Origin of the sequence: Ruegeria sp. PrR005 (assembly GCF_010500245.1) — a bacterium.
Taxonomy (GTDB): domain Bacteria; phylum Pseudomonadota; class Alphaproteobacteria; order Rhodobacterales; family Rhodobacteraceae; genus Ruegeria_B; species Ruegeria_B marisflavi.
In genome coordinates, this window is sequence record NZ_JAAGOX010000008.1 from 70,169 (window position 1) to 86,689 (window position 16,521).

Sequence of the window (16,521 nt, forward strand, 5' to 3'; positions counted from 1 at the left end):
GAAGGATGGCAGAGCATCTGCAACTCATCAACCCCAAACAGACGCGACACGCGTCGGGCCTGGTCATGACGCAAACCGCGTCGGACATCCTGCGGTCGGTCCAGATCGTGGCGGAGGAACCCGGTACGCCGACCATGGTTGCGGGTATTCCGGGGATCGGCAAATCCGAGACCCTTTTGCGCTATGTCCAGACAAACCCCGAGACCATCAAGCTCGATATCGTCGCGGGCGAAGGGCGTATCTGGGACCTGGCAGCGGCTTTCATGGAGCGTTTCGACATGGGTGTTCCGAACAGCCGCAGGATGCGCGAGGAACGCCAGAGGATCACGGAAGCAATCGGGCCGGAACGCATCGTGATCATAGACGAGGCGCAATACCTGGCGAACTACAATCCGCGTGGCGGCTTCAACTTCGATGCATACGAATGGATACGCGCCATGGCAGAGGAGGGTTTCTTTTCAGTCGTTTTCTGCGGTGACCTGTCCCTTGCCGACGCGATCGGTTCGGTTCCGCAGCTTCGCCGCCGCATAGTGCGGCCTGTGGTGATCCGCTCTATTCCCAAGGGCGATGTCGTGGCCTTCGCCGCGTCACGCGGGGTGACGGATCGCCCGATTACCGATGCCCTGGCGGCCATGGCCAAGCGGCAAGGCGGGTTGGCGGATGTAAAGCGCACCCTGGACCATGCGGCACAGCGGGCAAATGGCGGGGCAATCACGGCGGGCGACGTAAAGGCGGCACTTCTATACCTGGGCCTTTTAGCCAATGGAGGCGGAAATGCCTGAGCTTGTCGACACAGCTAAAGGCGACGCGGCGCTGGAGATTTGGCGCGAGGGCGAGGTGTTTTTGGCTCAATGCGAAAACACCGCTGAGCTTCTGCATTTTTTCCTTCACGCAAGCGACACGGTTGCATTCCTACGCAATCGCTTTGCCGAAGGCGGCCAGATGAAAGAGCCTGCCCAACTCTATTCTCTCCTTTCCGTTCTGGACGATGCAATGAATGGAACCAAGCGGGCTTTGGCCGAGAGCAGTATCCATTTTCTTGAAACGCTTGCCGCGCAAACAGCCTGGAAAGGGGGCCTGCAATGACCGTTGAGCGCATGAGCGACCACGACTGGAAGATGCAGATGGCGGCGGAGGGCAAGGCGGTTTACGTGCCGGGCAAGACGGCGGCGGAAATGGCCGAAGAAACCGCCCGTGAGGCAGAGGACCGGGCGCGGCTGATGTCGCGCGATATCACTCTGACGCAACAGCAATGGAGCGCTGTCGACACGGCGATCCCCGATGTCATCTGCGTGATGCACGACGTGAAGAATGTGTTCTCCCTGTTCGCCTGGGCCGACGATCTGGACGCCCATTCGGTCAATTCCGTGCTTCGGCTCTGCGCAAGAGCCATCGAGAGCATGGCGGACAAGGAACTCGAAGTGCTTGACAGCTTGGACAAGGAGCTACGCGCGGCGCGCAAAGGAGGGTGTGAACAATGACCATTTCCGCAAACCAGCTGAAACTTCTTTGGACGGCGAAGACGAAGCTGAAACTGAGCGAAGCCATGTTTCGGTCCGCCCTGGTTCAGATCGCGGGCGTGACTAGCACCAAGGAACTGGACCGGGACGGTTTTGCCGCTCTGATGGGCTTCTTCGTATATTGCGGGTTCAAGCCCCTCACCAGCCGGGGGCCGAACTACGGCGACAGGCCGGGCATGGCGAGCTTTGCCCAGATCGAGCTGATCCGCGACCTCTGGCACGAATGGACCAAGGGAGAGGGGGACGAAGACAGCCTGAACACCTGGTTGACCCGTCACTGGGGGTTGTCCAGCCTCCGGTTCCTCCCCAGGGAGCGGGCACCGAAGATCATCACGGCGCTCAAGGCGATGAAACGCCGCGCCGCCTGACCTGGCAGAACGAAAGAGACGGGGCGGTGCGCTTGCGCCGCCCCTTTCACGTCCAGAGGCCACGGGAGCGCGCTACAGCGGCGCAACGGTTTTCCGGGGTCCACCCTCATGAAAACCGCCAAAGGGTATTCAAACGGTATTCAAATCGGCTCTCCGGCGAAGCTGCAACTGTCTCGCCTGGCTGCACTTGAAGTATCGCCCGTTTTCCGTATTGTTGTCGGTGATCGGCGCATGTGCTCATCGGGCATTTTAACCCGAGACGTTTCGGGCGTTAGAGGCGGGGTCGATCAACCTTCCATCGTTCGTGTCCGACTAGCCCACCGGTCCCGGTGGGTTAATTCGATCCGCAGAAATCCGCATCCTGTCCGTGATTTTCCACAAATGGAGACCGACAGGTGCCAGCACTCACTTCCGACCGCAACACCCACGCAGCGCAGGGCGATGCCCGGCAAGGCGCAGTGGCTGCGGGCGAACGCATTTTCGCCGGGGCGCTCATCATGCGCAACGCGACCGGCTACCTGGTCAAAGGGGCCACCGCGCTCAACCTGGTTGGTGTCGGTCGCGCCGAAGAGGCATCCGACAATACCGGCGGCGCTGACGGCGATATCTCGGTTCCCTACCGGCCCGGCGTCTTCCTCTACAGAAACGATCTGTCCGACCCGGTGACGCTGGCCGATTGCGGCTCGGTCTGTTTTGCCGTGGATGACCAGACCGTGGCGGCAACGGACGGTACCGGCACCCGCTCCAAGGCGGGCATCGTGGACATGATCGACCCCAATGGCGTCAGGGTCCGCCTGGACGAAGCCTTGACCAAAATCGCGAACTGACAGGACGCCTCATGATCATCAATGCACAAACCGTCGATCTCGCCTTCAGAGGGTTCCAGACCGTCTATGGGGACGCCTATCTTGAGGCACCGACCCATAAGGACAAGATCGCGATGACGGTGTCGAGTACCAGCGCCGACGAAACCTATGGCTGGCTGGGAATGTTCCCGCAACTGCGCGAATGGATCGGCCCGCGCCATGTTCACAATCTCAAGGCGTCGGGCTTCACGATCAAGAACCGCAAGTTCGAAAGCACCGTTTCGGTCGAGCGGGACCACATCAGCGACGACAAGCTGGGCATCTACAAACCGGCCTTTTCCGAGATGGGTTCGCTTGCGGCCAATCATCCCGAGGAACTGGTGTTCGGATTGCTGGCCTCCGGTTTTGAAGCCACATGTCATGACGGGCATCCGTTCTTTGCGGATGACCATCCACAGACGAATTCGAAGGGCGAGGACATCACGGTCTCGAACTTCGAAGACGGGGGCGGCCCTGCCTGGTATCTTCTGGATACGGCCCGCACGGTCAAGCCGTTGATCTGGCAGGAGAGAGAACCCTATGAGTTCCAGTCGCTCACGGATCATGACGACGCCCATGTCTTTTTCAACGACCAGTTCGTCTATGGCGTCCGGGCGCGGGTGAATGCCGGTTTCGGTCTCTGGCAACTCGGGTTCGGCAGCAAGGCCACTCTGAACGCGGCCAACCACGCGGCTGCGCGCGCGGCGATGATGGACTACCGCAGCGACGGCGGGCGCATTCTCGGGATCAGACCGACAACCCTTGTCGTTCCGCCCGAACTCGAAGACGCGGCGCTTCACCTGCTCAACACGGAAACGTCCGACGGTGGCGGATCGAACCCTTGGAAGGGGACGGCGGAACTGATCGTGACGCCCTTCGTCAAGGCGGCTTGATCATGGAACGGGTCGCCACTTGTGACCGGGAATTGCCCGGCGAAGCCCCTGACTGGGTACACCTGTTCCCGCTTGGCGAGATGACGGGCCGGGACGGGCGCCGGTTCAGCCTCTCGGACCCGAACGCGGTCATTGATGCGTTCCGGCGCGGTGGCGTCGATCTGCCGGTTGACTACGACCATCAGAATGACCGGCCTCCGCAATCCGGGGGGCCGGTGCCTGCCGCAGGCTGGATCAAGGATCTCAAGATCACCGAGACCGGCCTTTGGGGGCGGGTGGAGTGGACGGCCCAGGCGCGGGAACTGATCGGGGCAAAGGCGTACCGCTATCTCAGCCCGTCCTTCCTCTACCTGAAGGAGGGACGGACCATAACCCGGCTGAAAGGCGCGGGCCTGGTTCACAACCCCAACCTCGAACTCGAAGCGCTCGCAAGTCAGGAGAGCAAGATGGACGAAATGGATTTCCGGGCGAAACTTGCTGGCCTTGTGAAGCTGGACCCCGAGGCAGACGATCAGGACATTCTGGACGCCGTGTCGGCGCTGGTCGAGCAGGCGGCGCAGATGTCGCAACAGGGCCACGATGCAGGGTTGCCCGATCCGTCGCGCTATGTCCCGATTGAAGCGGTTCAGGAGCTGATGCGGGACCGGTCCAGAACGCAGACCGAGCAACAGTCGGAACGGGCAACGGCCAAGGTCGGGAACGCCCTGGCCAAAGGCTAAATCACGCCCGCCATGAAGCCTTGGGCGACCGCGCTTTGCCGACAGGACGAAGCCAGTTTCGACAGGTTCCTGTCGAGCGCGGTCCCGGTCTGGAAAGGGTTGTCCGAAGAACTGTTCGCGGGGCGTCAGGCACCGTCTGCTTCCAGCCATGCCACTGATACCTCCGATGCGGAGGCGGCGGTTTGCGCGCAACTGGGTCTTGCGCCCGGATCGTTGAGTAAGTGACCGCAGGCGGCCAGGACCGGCCGCCGTCATTCCCCGGCCGGGTTCCTGGTACCGGTCCATGGGAAACCCCGGCCTGCAAGGTGTTGACGCGGGCCGGGGGCAATCGCCGCCCAGGGAAGGAAGGCCAGAGCCGACATGCCGCCCATGCGTTTCCCGTTTCCCTGTTTCGATCCGGCGGAGACGCGCGTGTGAGCCTGCCTGTGCGTTCTTTCCCCAAGCCACCGGCCCAGGTCGAACCCTATGTTGCCGTTCTCGGGATCGACCTCACGGTTGAATTCCTGCTCAAGTTCGGCGGCGCGGAACTTTATGTGCCGGAAAATCCCAAGGGAAGCGGTCGGCTCGAAGCGCTTATCGGTGCGGAAAAAGTGCAGGCATTGGCTGCACGCGACTACCTCTTGCCCCGGCGCGTTCCCCTGGCCAATCCTTGGCTTTCGGCCTGCCTGCACGCCATGGGCTATCCCGTAGCGGAAATCGCCCGGAAGGTCCGAGCCTCCGAATCGACCGTCCGAACCCATCTTCAACGCTACAGCGCAAGGAGTAACGCGCCATGAGCCTCCGGCGCGATCTGGACGCCGCGTTGGGCAAGCTCCGGGAAGCGGACGAACTGCTCAGCGCCGCGCGAACGGTTCAGAGGCAGGGTTTGGAACTGCATTCGAACGGTCTTCGAGAGGCCGTCGAAACCGGTTTGAACGCGCTTGAACCGGAAGCGGTCCCGATCACGGATCACCGCCGACACCATCGCCCGGGACCGCCGCCCCGCATTGACAGCGACCCGGAGTTGCAGGCATTCATTCGGGCGCGGATCGACCGGCTGACGTTCATCCAGATCTCCGAGGCGGTCAAAGAGGCTTTCCCGCCCGAGCGCCGCGTCGGCAAGAGCAGCATTCACGCCTGGTGGTCCCGAAACGCACCCACAGGCTCCGCCGTCCAGAGTTCGCCAACATCTCCGGGCGGTCCCGGATAGCCCGAGGATACCCGGCATAGTCCGGTATCAAACCCGTTGAAACGCCAGTATCAAACCAACTGAATACTAACAGCAGAGCCCCCCACGACGCAGAATAACCGCCCCGGCCCGCTCTCTCCCTCGGGCCGGGGCGCATGGCGTCAGCCGCGCGAGACCTTGATCTTCTGCGCCGCGGCCGGGGCCTCCTGGACCCGTTTTGGCACGCGGACGTGCAGCACGCCATCCTTCATCCTGGCTTCCGCCTTGGCGCCTTCGGCATCCTCGGGCAGGCGGAACGAGCGGCGGAAGGCGCCATACTGGCGCTCGGAGAAATACCAGGTGTCACCCTTCTTCTCTTCATGGGTCTTCTTCTCGCCCCTTATGGTGACGACGCCATTCTCGACGGTCAGTTCGATGTCATTTTCCGAGACGCCGGGCAGTTCCATCGAGATGTCATAGGCCGCGTCATTGCCTGAGGCTTCGGTCGCAGGGCTCAGCCAATCGGCCAGTTTTGCACCAAAGGTGCGGAACGGGTCATAGAGCGATGGCCAGAAGCCAGCGTGATCGGATTTTTCAACCATGGTCGGTCCTCCTTTTTCCGTTTGGTCCGAGTCTTGCACGGCGCGCGCCCGCGCGCCTTGATCCGGCGCAAATTCGCAGCGCGATCTTGCGCCTTTGCCGACCTGCCGCCATGGTGCGCGGCAACAAGGAGAAAGACGTGATGACCCTGAGCGACCTCGACGATCTGCTGGCCGCCCGCCATTCCTGCCGGGCGTTCCGCGCCGACCCGGTGCCGCGCGCCGATATCGAGCGGATCGTGTCCACCGCGCGGCGGGTGCCGAGCTGGTGCAACGCGCAGCCCTGGCAACTGGTGATCACCAGCGGCGCCGAGACCGACGCGTTCCGGGCGGCCCTGATGGAGGAAGTGCAGCGCGGTACAGCAAAGCCCGACCTTGGCTTTCCCTCCGGCTATTCCGGTGTCTATCAGGACCGCCGGCGCACCTGCGGCTGGGCCTTGTACGAAGCGGTGGGCGTGGAGAAGGGCGACCGCGCCGGCTCGGCGGCGCAGATGATGAAGAATTTCTCGCTGTTCGACGCCCCCCATTGCGCCATCGTTTCCAGCCCGGCCGAACTGGGCGGCTATGGCGCGATGGATTGCGGCGGTTTTGTCACCGCCTTCACGCTCGCGGCACAGGCGCTGGGGGTGGCGACCATCCCGCAGGCGGCGGTCGCCTCTTATGCACCGTTCCTGCACCGCTATTTCGGGATTGGCGAGGACCGGCTGATCCTCTGCGCCATCTCGTTTGGCTATTCCGACACCGGGCATCCGGCGAACGCGTTCCGGACGGAACGTGCCCCCTTGGCCGAGTTCGTCGAATGGCGGGGCTGAGCCGCCCCGCGATCCTGTGCTGTGGCGAGGCGGTGGCCGATCTTGTCCCCGCCACGCTGGCTGACGGCGGCGTGGGGTTTCGCCCGGTCGCTGGCGGTGCTGCCGTCAATTCCGCGATCGCCCTGGCCCGGCTGGGGGTTCCTGCCGGATTTGTCGGCGGGCTGTCGGGCGACCCGATGGGCCGGATGCTGCGCGCGCAGATGGAGGCTGCGGGGGTGAACCTGGCCCTGGCGCAGCGCCGAACGGAGCCCACGACACTGGCGCTCGCCCACTCTCTGCCGGATGGCACCCGGTTCGACCTCTATGACCAAGGCAGCGCAGGGCGTGTCTTTGACGATGCGCCCGAGATGCCTGAGAGGGTACGGGCGCTGGTTTTTGGTGGCATCAGCCTGATCCACGATCCGGCCGCAACCACGTTCGAGGCGCTGGCGGCGCAGGCAACAGACGGATTGATCTGGCTCGACCTCAACATCCGGCCCGGGCTTGTCACCGACGCGGCCTCCTATCGCGCCCGGCTGAGCCGGTTGATGGCGCGGGCCGATGTGGTCAAACTGTCGGACGAGGACCTGCACTGGTGGGGAGAAGTGCCGGACCTGCGCCCCGGTCAGATGCTGATCATCAGCCATGGCGCGCGCGGCGCCACCGCGCGTCTGGGGGGAACGGAAATCACACTGCCCGCTCCCAGCGTCGTGGTTGCCGATACGGTCGGCGCGGGCGATGTACTGAACGCGGGCTGTCTGGCCTGGCTCTGGCAGGCGGACCTGCTGGAGACCCCGCTGAGCCTGGACCGGTCCGATCTCGAAGGGATGCTGACCCATGGCATCCGCGCCGCCGCGCTGAGCGTGACACGCCCCGGCGCGGCCGCCCCAACCCGGGAGGAACTGCTGACATGCGTGCCCTGATCCAACGTGTGGCCCATGCCTCGGTCACGGTCGAGGGTGAGAAGATCGGCCAGACCGGGCCGGGTCTGTTGATCCTGATCTGCTCCATGGCGGGCGACGGCGAGGCGCAGGCGGATCTGCTGGCCGCCAAGATCGCGCGCCTGCGCATCTTCAAGGACGAGGCGGGCAAGATGAACCGCTCGGTTCTGGATATCGGCGGCGGGGCGCTGGTGGTGAGCCAGTTCACCCTGGCCGCCGACACCTCGCGTGGGAACCGGCCGGGGTTCTCGACCGCAGCGCCGCCTGCCGAGGGCGAGCGGCTGTACCAGTATTTCGCCACGCAGCTTGCCGCGCAGGGCGTGCCGGTGGAAACCGGGCAGTTCGGCGCGGACATGAAGGTCGCGCTGCTCAACGATGGCCCCGTCACCATATGGATGGAAGCATGATGACCGAAGAGGATATGGCGCGCGCGATCTGGCAGGCCGGGGTGGACGCGGTCGGAGGCTATGCCGCGACCGCCGCCGCGCTGGAGGACATGCCGCGCCCGGATCGCATACTGGCGGTGGGCAAGGCGGCGGCGAGCATGGCGCGGGCTGCGCTCGACCACTTCGGGCCAGTGCCCTGTCTGGTGGTGACCAAAGACGGGCATGGCGCCGACCTGCCGGGGACGGCCCAGTTGATCGAAGCATCACATCCGGTGCCGGATGCGCGCAGCCTGGCCGGTGGCCGGGCGCTGCGGCAGGCGGTCGAGGCGATGGATGCGGGCAGTCACTTGTTGCTTCTGGTGTCGGGCGGGGCCTCGTCACTGGCCGAGGATCTGGTGGAAGGCAAGACGCTGGACGATCTGGCGGCGCTGAACCGGGCGATGCTGGCCGAGGGGCTGGACATCACCGCGATGAACGCGCGACGGCGGCAGATTTCCCGGATCAAGGGCGGCGGCCTGCTGGCCGCGTTCAAGGGCGCCCGGGCGGATGTGCTGGCGATTTCCGATGTGCCGGGCGACGATCTGATGGTGATCGGCTCGGGGATCGGGGCGCGGCCTGCCAACCCGGCCTTTCGGGGCGCGGCAAAGATCATCGCGTCGAACGCCATTGCAAGGGCAGCGGCGGCGGCCAGGGCGCGTGAGCTGGGTCTGGCGGTTCTGGGTGAGGAAGAGGCGCTGCACGACGATCTCTTCGTTTTAGCGGGCCAGATTGGTCCCCGCCTCTGCGCCCTGCCCGCCGGTGTGCTGGTGCTGGGCGGCGAGCCCACTGTGGTGCTGCCGCCCGATCCGGGCAGAGGCGGCCGCAACCAGGGGCTGGCGCTGGCGCTGGCACGCGAGATCGCCGGGCAGGAAAACCTGTGTGTTGTTGTCGGTGGCACCGACGGGACCGATGGCCCGACCGAGGCTGCGGGCGGTATCGTTACCGGCCAGACCTGGGGACCGGGCGCAGCCGAGGCGCTGGCCGCTGCCGACAGCGGCAGCTGGCTGGAGCGGCACGGCGCCTTGCTGACAACCGGCCCAACCGGTACCAATGTGATGGACCTGCTGGTCGCAGTTCGCGCCTGAACGGTCGCAATCCTGCTCAGATTCCCGCGACCGCTCTGAAAGAGTTCGGCCATGACCACGACCAATGCGCTGCGCGAGATCGAAGAACTGGCTGACATGGGCATCACCCTGTCGGATGGCACGCGGCTGTCTGCCCGGGTGTGGCGCCCGGTTGACAGCGGCACCGACCCGGTGCCCGCGATCCTGGAATACCTGCCCTATCGCAAGCGCGACGGCACCTGTGCCCGCGATGCGTTGACCCATCCCTGGATGGCCAAGCGCGGCTATGCCTGCATCCGCGTCGATATCCGCGGCAATGGCGACAGCCAGGGGGTGATGGAAGACGAGTACACCCAGCAGGAACTGGATGACGCGGTCGAGGTGATCCACTGGCTGGCCGCGCAGCCCTGGTGCAGCGGGACGGTCGGCATGATGGGCATCAGCTGGGGCGGGTTCAACTCGCTCCAGGTCGCGGCGATGCAGCCCGACCCGCTGAAGGCGATCATCACGCTCTGCTCGACCGTGGACCGTTATGCCGAGGATATCCATTTCAAGGGCGGATGCCTGTTGAACGAAAACCTGGGCTGGGGCGCCACCATGTGGTGTTTCTCATCCCGCGCGCCCGACCCGGCGCTGGTGGGCGAGGCCTGGCGCGAGATGTGGTTGGAGCGGCTGCGGGCGCAACCTTTCCTGCCCGAGATTTGGTTGCAGCATCAGACGCGCGACGCCTATTGGCAGCATGGCTCGATCTGCGAGGATTTCATGGCGGTCAAAACGCCGACGCTGGCGATCAGCGGCTGGGGTGACAGTTACATGAACACGGTGCCGCAGCTGGTCGACAATCTGCAAACGGTGGTCAAGGGGATCAACGGGCCGTGGATCCACAAGTACCCGCATTTCGCCATCCCCGGCCCCCGCATCGGGTTCCTGCAAGAGGCGCTGCGCTGGTGGGACCGCTGGCTGAAGGGGGTAGAGAACGGCGTCGAGGATGAGCCCGATTACCGCGCCTACGTGATGGACGGGATCGCGCCCGAGACAAAGAGCCTCTTCCGTCCTGGGCGATGGATCGCGGAACAGGCGGGCTCCACCCGCCACCTGCCGGTGGAGACGCTGCATCTGACCGACAACGGGTTGGGGGCCAAAGGATCGCTGACCGCCCAGGTCAGCACCCCCTTGCATGCAGGCATGGATTGCGGCGAATACGGGTCGTTCTTTGCCGGGCCGGAACTGCCCGGCGACCAGCGGCTGGACGATGCGCTGTCGGTGACCTTCGACAGCGCCCCCCTGCCCCAGCGGATGGATATCGTCGGCGCCCCGCGTATCCGGCTGCGGCTGAGTTCCGACAAGCCGCAGGCGCAGATCGCGGTGCGGCTGAACCATGTGCTGCCCGATGGCACCTCAGCCCGGATCACCTGGGGCGTGCTGAACCTGACCCATCGCGACAGCCATGCGGCGCCGCAGGTGCTGGAGCCCGGGCGAGTCTATGACATCACCTTTGACCTCGACCATATCGGATATCGCGTGCCCGCCGGGCACCGGCTCAGAGTGGCGGTGTCGTCCTCCTACTGGCCGATGATCTGGCCCTCGCCCGAACGGACCTGCCTGACACTGCACGAGGCCGCCATCGACCTGCCACAGCGTCCGGCGGGCGAGGCCGACGAATGGGTGTTCCCACCCGAAGACGCGGACCCGCCCTGGGACATCCGCACCCTGCGCGAGGCATCGAACATCCGCCGGACCGAGATCGACAAGGCCAGCGGTGAAGTCCGCCTGATCATCGTCGATGACAGCGGTCTGGTCGAAGATGTGAACCATGGTGCCGTTTCCGGCACCATCGCGCGGGAAACCTGGGTGATTCACCCCGATGACCCACTCTCGGCCCGCGGATCCTGTCACTGGACCAGCGAAACCGGGCGTGGCGACCTCAGGCTGAGAACGGAAACGACCTGCGAAATGTGGTCGGATGCGGAGTATTTCCACCTCAAATCGGGCATTTCCGCATTCGAAAACGACACGCTATTGTATCAAAACGACAAGGTTTCACGAATCAGGCGCAACATGGCCTGAAGGACGAGGGAATGGCGAGAGGACATTCACGCTTGCCCAGTCCGACGAAATACGCAAACGTTGATTCACCAGTCAACAAAAACGGCGCGCAAAGCGCCCAACCACTCAACCGGGAGACTTCGATGAAGGAACAACTAGATTTCATGGCCGGCCGCGTGACCGCAGGCCAGATGACCCGCCGCGAATTCATGGGCAAGGCCGCCGCATTGGGCGTGTCGGCCGCCGTGGCCAGCTCGATCTTTGCACAGGCGGCTCGGGCCTCGGAACCCAAGCGCGGCGGCGTGGTCAAGCTTGGCTCGGTCGGCGGTGAATCGACCAACTCGCTCGATCCGGCAACCTATGCCAGCCAGGTCCCCTATCACAACGGCAACCAGTTCGGCGACACGCTGGTGCAGGTGGCCGCCGACGGTACGATCGAGAACCGCCTGGCCGAAAGCGTCGAGGCCAGCGCCGACGCCAAGACCTGGACCTTCAAGATCCGCCAGGGCGTCGAATTCCACAACGGCAAGACGATGACCGCCGAGGACGTACTGAAGACGATGCAGCGCCATTCGAATGAGGATTCGAAGTCCGGTGCTCTTGGCATCATGAAGGGCATCGAGTCGATGAAGGTCGACGGCGACTACTTCCACGTTACCCTGGGCGACGCCAACGCCGACCTTCCCTATCTGATGGCCGACTATCACCTGATCATCCAGCCCGATGGCGGCATGGACGATCCGGGCGCGGGCATCGGCACCGGCCCCTACAAGATGGACGTGAACGAGCCGGGCGTGCGCCATGTCTATTCGAAATTTGCCAACTACTGGGCAGATGACGCCTATTTCGACGGTGTCGAGATCCTTGTCATCAACGATGCCACCGCACGGACCGCAGCACTTCAGTCGGGCCAGGTACACATCATCAACCGCGTCGAGCCCAAGGTCGCGGGCCTCTTGAGCCGCGCACCGAACCTGACCGTGCATTCGACCCCGGGCCGCGGCCACTATGTGTTCATCATGCATGTGGACAAGGCGCCGTTCGACAACAACGACCTGCGCATGGCGCTGAAGCATGCGATCAACCGCGAGGAACTGGTCGAGAAGATCCTGCGCGGCTATGGCTCGGTGGGCAATGACATGCCGATCAACGCGGCCTACCCGCTGTTCGACAGTGCGATCCCGCAGCGGACCTATGACGCGGCCAAGGCGGCGGAATACTACAAGGCATCCGGTCACGATGGCTCGCCCATCGAGCTGCGCGTGTCCGATGTGGCCTTCCCCGGTGCCGTCGACGCAGCCGCGCTGTTCCAGCAGACCGCAGCAGCCGCCGGCATCCCGCTGGAGATCAAGCGCGAGCCCGGCGACGGCTACTGGTCCGAAGTCTGGAACGTGCAACCGTTCTGCGCCTCGTATTGGGGCGGGCGTCCGGTGCAGGACCAGATGTACTCGACCGCGTACCTGTCAACGGCCGACTGGAACGACACCAAGTTCAAGAACGCCGATTTCGACGCGATGCTGCTGCAGGCACGCGCCGAACTGGATCCGGCCAAGCGCAAGGAGATCTATTCCAAGATGGGAATGTTGCTGCGCGACACCGGTGGCCTGATCTGCCCGATGTTCAACGATTTCGTCGATGCCACCAGCAATACGCTGGCCGGCTGGGAAACCGATCCCAACGGCGAATTGATGAGCGGTCAGATCACCCGCAAAATGTGGTTTGCCTGATCCGGGTCCGGCAGCATGCACCCGATCGTGAAACTTGTGTCCCAGCGCCTTGCGCTGGGACTCATGCTCCTCTTTGGCGCTTCGGCCCTGATTTTCGGCCTGACCGAAGCGCTTCCCGGAGACGCCGCGCAAGCCGTCCTGGGTCAATCCGCAACCCCCGAGTCCCTGGCGAACCTGCGCGAGGAAATGGGCCTCGACCGTCCTGCGCTGACGCGCTACTTCGAATGGCTGGGCGGCATTCTGCAAGGCGATCTGGGCAAATCGCTGACCAACAAGCTCGACATCGCTGAATCGGTCGGCGGCCGTCTGGGCAACACGCTTTTCCTCGCCTTCTGGGCCGCCATCGTGTCGGTGCCGCTGGCGATTTTCCTGGGTCTACTCGCTGTGCGCTATCGCAACCGCTGGCCCGACAAGGTGATCTCGGCGGTGACGCTGACCACCATTTCCATCCCCGAATTCCTGATCGGCTACGTTCTGGTCTATTTCGTCGCTGTGAAGCTGGGCATGTTCTCGCCGCTGGCGATGATCAATGACAGCATGAGCCTGGGGCAGAAGCTGAACGCCATCGCCCTGCCGGTGATCGTGCTGACCATGGTGGTGCTGGCGCATATGATGCGGATGACCCGCGCCGCGATCCTGAACGTGATGCAATCGGCCTATATCGAAACTGCCGAGTTGAAGGGGTTGACCAACTTCAAGATCATTTATCGCCACGCCTTTCCCAACGCGATCGCGCCGATCGTCAACGTGGTGATGCTGAACCTCGCCTATCTGGTGGTGGGCGTCGTGGTGGTCGAGGTGGTGTTCGTCTATCCCGGCATGGGGCAGTATCTGGTCGATCACGTGACCAAGCGTGACGTGCCGGTTGTGCTGGCCTGCGGGGTCATCTTTGCCGCGATCTATATCGGCCTGAACATGGTCGCCGATATCGTTGCCATTCTGGCCAATCCCAGACTGAGGCATCCGAAATGAAGAACATTCCAATTTCCGCCGCCATCGGCCTTTTCCTGACGGCAATGTATTTCATCGGGGCGATCTTTGCCCCGCTTCTGGCCCCCTATGGCATGGCCGAGGTGGTGGGCGATGTGTGGGAGCCGTCGAGCAGCGAGTATCTGCTGGGCACCGACAATATCGGCCGCGACCTGCTGAGCCGGATGATCTATGGCGGGCGCACCACCATCTTTGTCGCCACCATGGCCACCATCCTCAGCTTTACCACCGGGTCGATCCTGGGCTTTCTGGCCGCCGTGCTGGGCGGCTGGGCCGATCAGTTTATGTCGCGCACGGTCGATCTGATCATGTCGATCCCCTCGCTGATCACCGCCCTGGTGGTGCTGGCCATGGTGCCTGTGACCATTCCCGTGCTGATCCTGGTGATGGGCTTTCTCGACGCCACCCGCGTCTATCGCCTGGCCCGCGCCGTGGCAGTCGACATCAACGTGATGGATTATGTCGAGGCCGCCAAGCTGCGCGGCGAAGGCCGTGTCTGGGTGATCTTTCGCGAGATCCTGCCTAACGCCCTGTCACCGCTGGTGGCCGAGCTGGGCCTGCGCTTCATCTTCATGGTGCTGTTCATCTCGACCCTGTCGTTCCTGGGCCTGGGCGTGCAACCGCCGCTGGCCGATTGGGGCGGCATCGTGAAAGAGAACAAGGATGGCATCGTTTATGGCATCGGCGCGGCGCTTTATCCGGCCGTGGCCATCGCCACCCTGGCCATCTCGGTCAACCTGGTGGCCGACTGGGTGCTGAACCGCACCACATCGCTGAAAGGAGGCCGGGGATGAGCGAACCGCTTCTCAAGGTCCGTGGCCTCAAGATCGGCGCCACCGTCTATCCGCCGGGCGAAAAGCCCCATGATATCGAAATCGTGCACGGGGTCGATTTCGACCTCGAGCGCGGCAAGGTGCTGGGGCTGATCGGTGAATCCGGGGCCGGCAAATCGACCATCGGGCTGGCCTCGATGGCCTATGGTCGCGGCGGGGTCAAGATCACCGGCGGCGAGGTCTGGGTCAACGGGCGCGACATCCTCAAGACCTCGCTCAAGGATATCCGCGGCTTGCGCGGCGGCGAGGTCACCTATGTCAGCCAGTCGGCGGCAGCATCGTTCAACCCTGCCCGCAAGATCATGGAACAGGTGATCGAGGCGGCAGTGGAACAGAAGAAGTTCACCAAGAAAGAGGCCGAGGCACGGGCACGCGCCCTGTTTGCCAAGCTGGGCCTGCCCGATCCGGACAATATCGGCGAGCGCTATCCCCACCAGGTCTCGGGCGGGCAGTTGCAGCGGTGCATGACGGCGCTGGCGCTGTGCCCCGAGCCCGATCTGGTGGTGTTCGACGAACCCACCACGGCGCTGGACGTCACCACCCAGATCGACGTGCTGATGGCGATCAAGGACGCGATCCGGGACACCGGCGTTGGCGCGCTCTACATCACCCACGACCTAGCGGTGGTGGCGCAGGTGAGCGACGACATCATGGTGCTGCGGATGGGCGACATGGTCGAATATGGTGAGACCGACCAGATCATCAACCGCCCGCAGGAAGAGTATACTCAGGCGCTGGTGTCGGTCCGCTCGATCGAGCATGAGGAGAAACAGCCCACGCCCGAGCCGGTGCTGTCGGTCAAGGGCATCTCGGCCCGGTACAAGGGGCTGGCCTTTGACGTGCTGCATGACGTCACCGTCGACCTGCATCCGGGCCAGACCCTGGCCGTGGTGGGGGAGAGCGGCTCGGGCAAGTCGACGCTGGCGCGCGTGATCACCGGCCTGTTGCCGCCGCGCGAGGGCGAGATCACCTTTGCCGGTCGGACACTCAGCCGCGATCTGGCCGGGCGTTCGCGCGAGGATCTGCGCGAATTGCAGATGATCTACCAGATGGCGGATGTGGCGATGAACCCGCGCCAGACCGTGGGCACCATCATCGGGCGGCCGCTGGAGTTCTATTTCGGCATGCGTGGCGCGGAAAAACGCAAGCGCATCATCGAATTGCTGGACGAGATCGAGATGGGCGAGAAGTTCATCGACCGTTATCCGGCGGAACTGTCGGGCGGCCAGAAACAGCGAGTGTGCATCGCAAGGTCGCTGGCGGCCAAGCCAAGGATGATCATCTGCGACGAGGTCACCAGCGCGCTGGATCCCCTTGTGGCGGACGGTATCCTGAAACTGCTGCTGGACCTGCAAAAGATCGAGAACGTGGCTTACCTGTTCATCACCCATGATCTGGCGACGGTCAAGGCGATCAGCGACTCGATCGCGGTGATGTATCAGGGCCGGGTGGTACGCTATGGCTCGAAAAGCCAGGTGCTGAGCCCGCCGTTCGACGACTATACCGACCTTTTGCTCAGCTCGGTTCCCGAGATGCGGCTGGGTTGGCTGGAAGAGGTGGTGGCCCACCGCAAGATGGAAAGCGCCGGCAACTGATCGCGCTGGAAAACGCAA

At 63.9% G+C, this 16,521-nt stretch carries 18 protein-coding genes and 1 pseudogene; 17 read left to right on the top strand and 2 right to left on the bottom strand.

Going from position 1 to position 16,521, the window contains the following annotated elements:
* Window positions 1-5: 5 nt before the first annotated feature.
* The 8 genes and pseudogenes from G0P99_RS05425 (at window position 6) to G0P99_RS05465 (ending at window position 5,121) form a co-directional block, all read left to right on the top strand.
* Window positions 6-782 carry an AAA family ATPase gene (locus G0P99_RS05425; protein WP_164128377.1) on the top strand — a complete coding sequence of 259 codons (777 nt, stop codon included), beginning with the start codon at window positions 6-8 and terminating at the stop codon, window positions 780-782.
* Window positions 775-1,086 (top strand): hypothetical protein, encoded by a 312-nt coding sequence (locus tag G0P99_RS05430; RefSeq protein WP_164128378.1) that lies wholly within the window; start codon window positions 775-777, stop codon window positions 1,084-1,086. Before G0P99_RS05425 ends, G0P99_RS05430 begins: the two co-directional genes overlap by 8 nt.
* Window positions 1,083-1,481: a hypothetical protein gene (locus tag G0P99_RS05435; protein ID WP_164128379.1), complete on the top strand. Its 399-nt coding sequence runs from the start codon at window positions 1,083-1,085 to the stop codon at window positions 1,479-1,481. The genes G0P99_RS05430 and G0P99_RS05435 overlap by 4 nt, the downstream gene beginning before the upstream one ends.
* Complete coding sequence (locus G0P99_RS05440) at window positions 1,478-1,888, top strand: regulatory protein GemA (protein ID WP_164128380.1); 411 nt, start codon at window positions 1,478-1,480, stop codon at window positions 1,886-1,888. The genes G0P99_RS05435 and G0P99_RS05440 overlap by 4 nt, the downstream gene beginning before the upstream one ends.
* Window positions 1,889-2,283: 395 nt before the next feature.
* A complete protein-coding gene (locus tag G0P99_RS05445) occupies window positions 2,284-2,715 on the top strand; it encodes a hypothetical protein (protein WP_164128381.1) in 432 nt (143 codons plus the stop codon).
* Window positions 2,716-2,726: 11 nt separating this feature from the next.
* The gene (locus G0P99_RS05450; RefSeq protein ID WP_164128382.1) at window positions 2,727-3,626 is read left to right on the top strand and encodes a Mu-like prophage major head subunit gpT family protein; all 900 of its coding nucleotides are present in this window, start codon (window positions 2,727-2,729) and stop codon (window positions 3,624-3,626) included.
* Window positions 3,627-3,628: 2 nt separating this feature from the next.
* Window positions 3,629-4,570, top strand: a pseudogene (locus tag G0P99_RS05455) (phage protease).
* Between the two features lie 188 nt (window positions 4,571-4,758).
* The gene (locus G0P99_RS05465; protein WP_370462716.1) at window positions 4,759-5,121 is read left to right on the top strand and encodes a helix-turn-helix domain-containing protein; all 363 of its coding nucleotides are present in this window, start codon (window positions 4,759-4,761) and stop codon (window positions 5,119-5,121) included.
* Here G0P99_RS05465 and G0P99_RS05470 read toward each other — a convergent pair.
* Together G0P99_RS05470 and G0P99_RS05475 are read right to left on the bottom strand one after the other, a co-directional pair.
* Complete coding sequence (locus G0P99_RS05470) at window positions 5,094-5,459, bottom strand: hypothetical protein (RefSeq protein ID WP_164128385.1); 366 nt, start codon at window positions 5,457-5,459, stop codon at window positions 5,094-5,096. The two genes, G0P99_RS05465 and G0P99_RS05470, sit on opposite strands and share 28 nt — an antisense overlap.
* Before the next feature lie 215 nt (window positions 5,460-5,674).
* Window positions 5,675-6,094, bottom strand: coding sequence for an Hsp20/alpha crystallin family protein (locus G0P99_RS05475; RefSeq protein ID WP_164128386.1), 420 nt, complete (start codon window positions 6,092-6,094; stop codon window positions 5,675-5,677).
* A gap of 140 nt (window positions 6,095-6,234) precedes the next feature.
* Here G0P99_RS05475 and G0P99_RS05480 point away from each other — a divergent pair, with 140 nt between their 5' ends.
* The 9 genes from G0P99_RS05480 to G0P99_RS05520 all read left to right on the top strand — a co-directional run bounded on the left by G0P99_RS05480 (window position 6,235) and on the right by G0P99_RS05520 (window position 16,503).
* Entirely contained in the window at window positions 6,235-6,903 is a 669-nt protein-coding gene (locus G0P99_RS05480) for a nitroreductase (RefSeq protein WP_164128387.1), read from the top strand.
* Complete coding sequence (locus tag G0P99_RS05485; protein WP_164128388.1) at window positions 6,891-7,805, top strand: carbohydrate kinase; 915 nt, start codon at window positions 6,891-6,893, stop codon at window positions 7,803-7,805. The genes G0P99_RS05480 and G0P99_RS05485 overlap by 13 nt, the downstream gene beginning before the upstream one ends.
* Entirely contained in the window at window positions 7,793-8,230 is a 438-nt protein-coding gene (dtd, locus tag G0P99_RS05490; protein ID WP_164128389.1) for a D-aminoacyl-tRNA deacylase, read from the top strand. Before G0P99_RS05485 ends, dtd begins: the two co-directional genes overlap by 13 nt.
* The gene (locus G0P99_RS05495) at window positions 8,227-9,333 is read left to right on the top strand and encodes a DUF4147 domain-containing protein (RefSeq protein ID WP_239059692.1); all 1,107 of its coding nucleotides are present in this window, start codon (window positions 8,227-8,229) and stop codon (window positions 9,331-9,333) included. Before dtd ends, G0P99_RS05495 begins: the two co-directional genes overlap by 4 nt.
* A gap of 51 nt (window positions 9,334-9,384) precedes the next feature.
* Window positions 9,385-11,379 carry a CocE/NonD family hydrolase gene (locus G0P99_RS05500; protein ID WP_164128390.1) on the top strand — a complete coding sequence of 665 codons (1,995 nt, stop codon included), beginning with the start codon at window positions 9,385-9,387 and terminating at the stop codon, window positions 11,377-11,379.
* Window positions 11,380-11,501: 122 nt separating this feature from the next.
* A complete protein-coding gene (locus G0P99_RS05505; protein WP_164128391.1) occupies window positions 11,502-13,085 on the top strand; it encodes an ABC transporter substrate-binding protein in 1,584 nt (527 codons plus the stop codon).
* Window positions 13,086-13,100: 15 nt separating this feature from the next.
* Window positions 13,101-14,057: an ABC transporter permease gene (locus G0P99_RS05510; protein ID WP_164128392.1), complete on the top strand. Its 957-nt coding sequence runs from the start codon at window positions 13,101-13,103 to the stop codon at window positions 14,055-14,057.
* Complete coding sequence (locus tag G0P99_RS05515; RefSeq protein WP_164128393.1) at window positions 14,054-14,869, top strand: ABC transporter permease; 816 nt, start codon at window positions 14,054-14,056, stop codon at window positions 14,867-14,869. The genes G0P99_RS05510 and G0P99_RS05515 overlap by 4 nt, the downstream gene beginning before the upstream one ends.
* Window positions 14,866-16,503 (top strand): ABC transporter ATP-binding protein, encoded by a 1,638-nt coding sequence (locus tag G0P99_RS05520; RefSeq protein WP_164128394.1) that lies wholly within the window; start codon window positions 14,866-14,868, stop codon window positions 16,501-16,503. The genes G0P99_RS05515 and G0P99_RS05520 overlap by 4 nt, the downstream gene beginning before the upstream one ends.
* Window positions 16,504-16,521 lie beyond the last annotated feature (18 nt).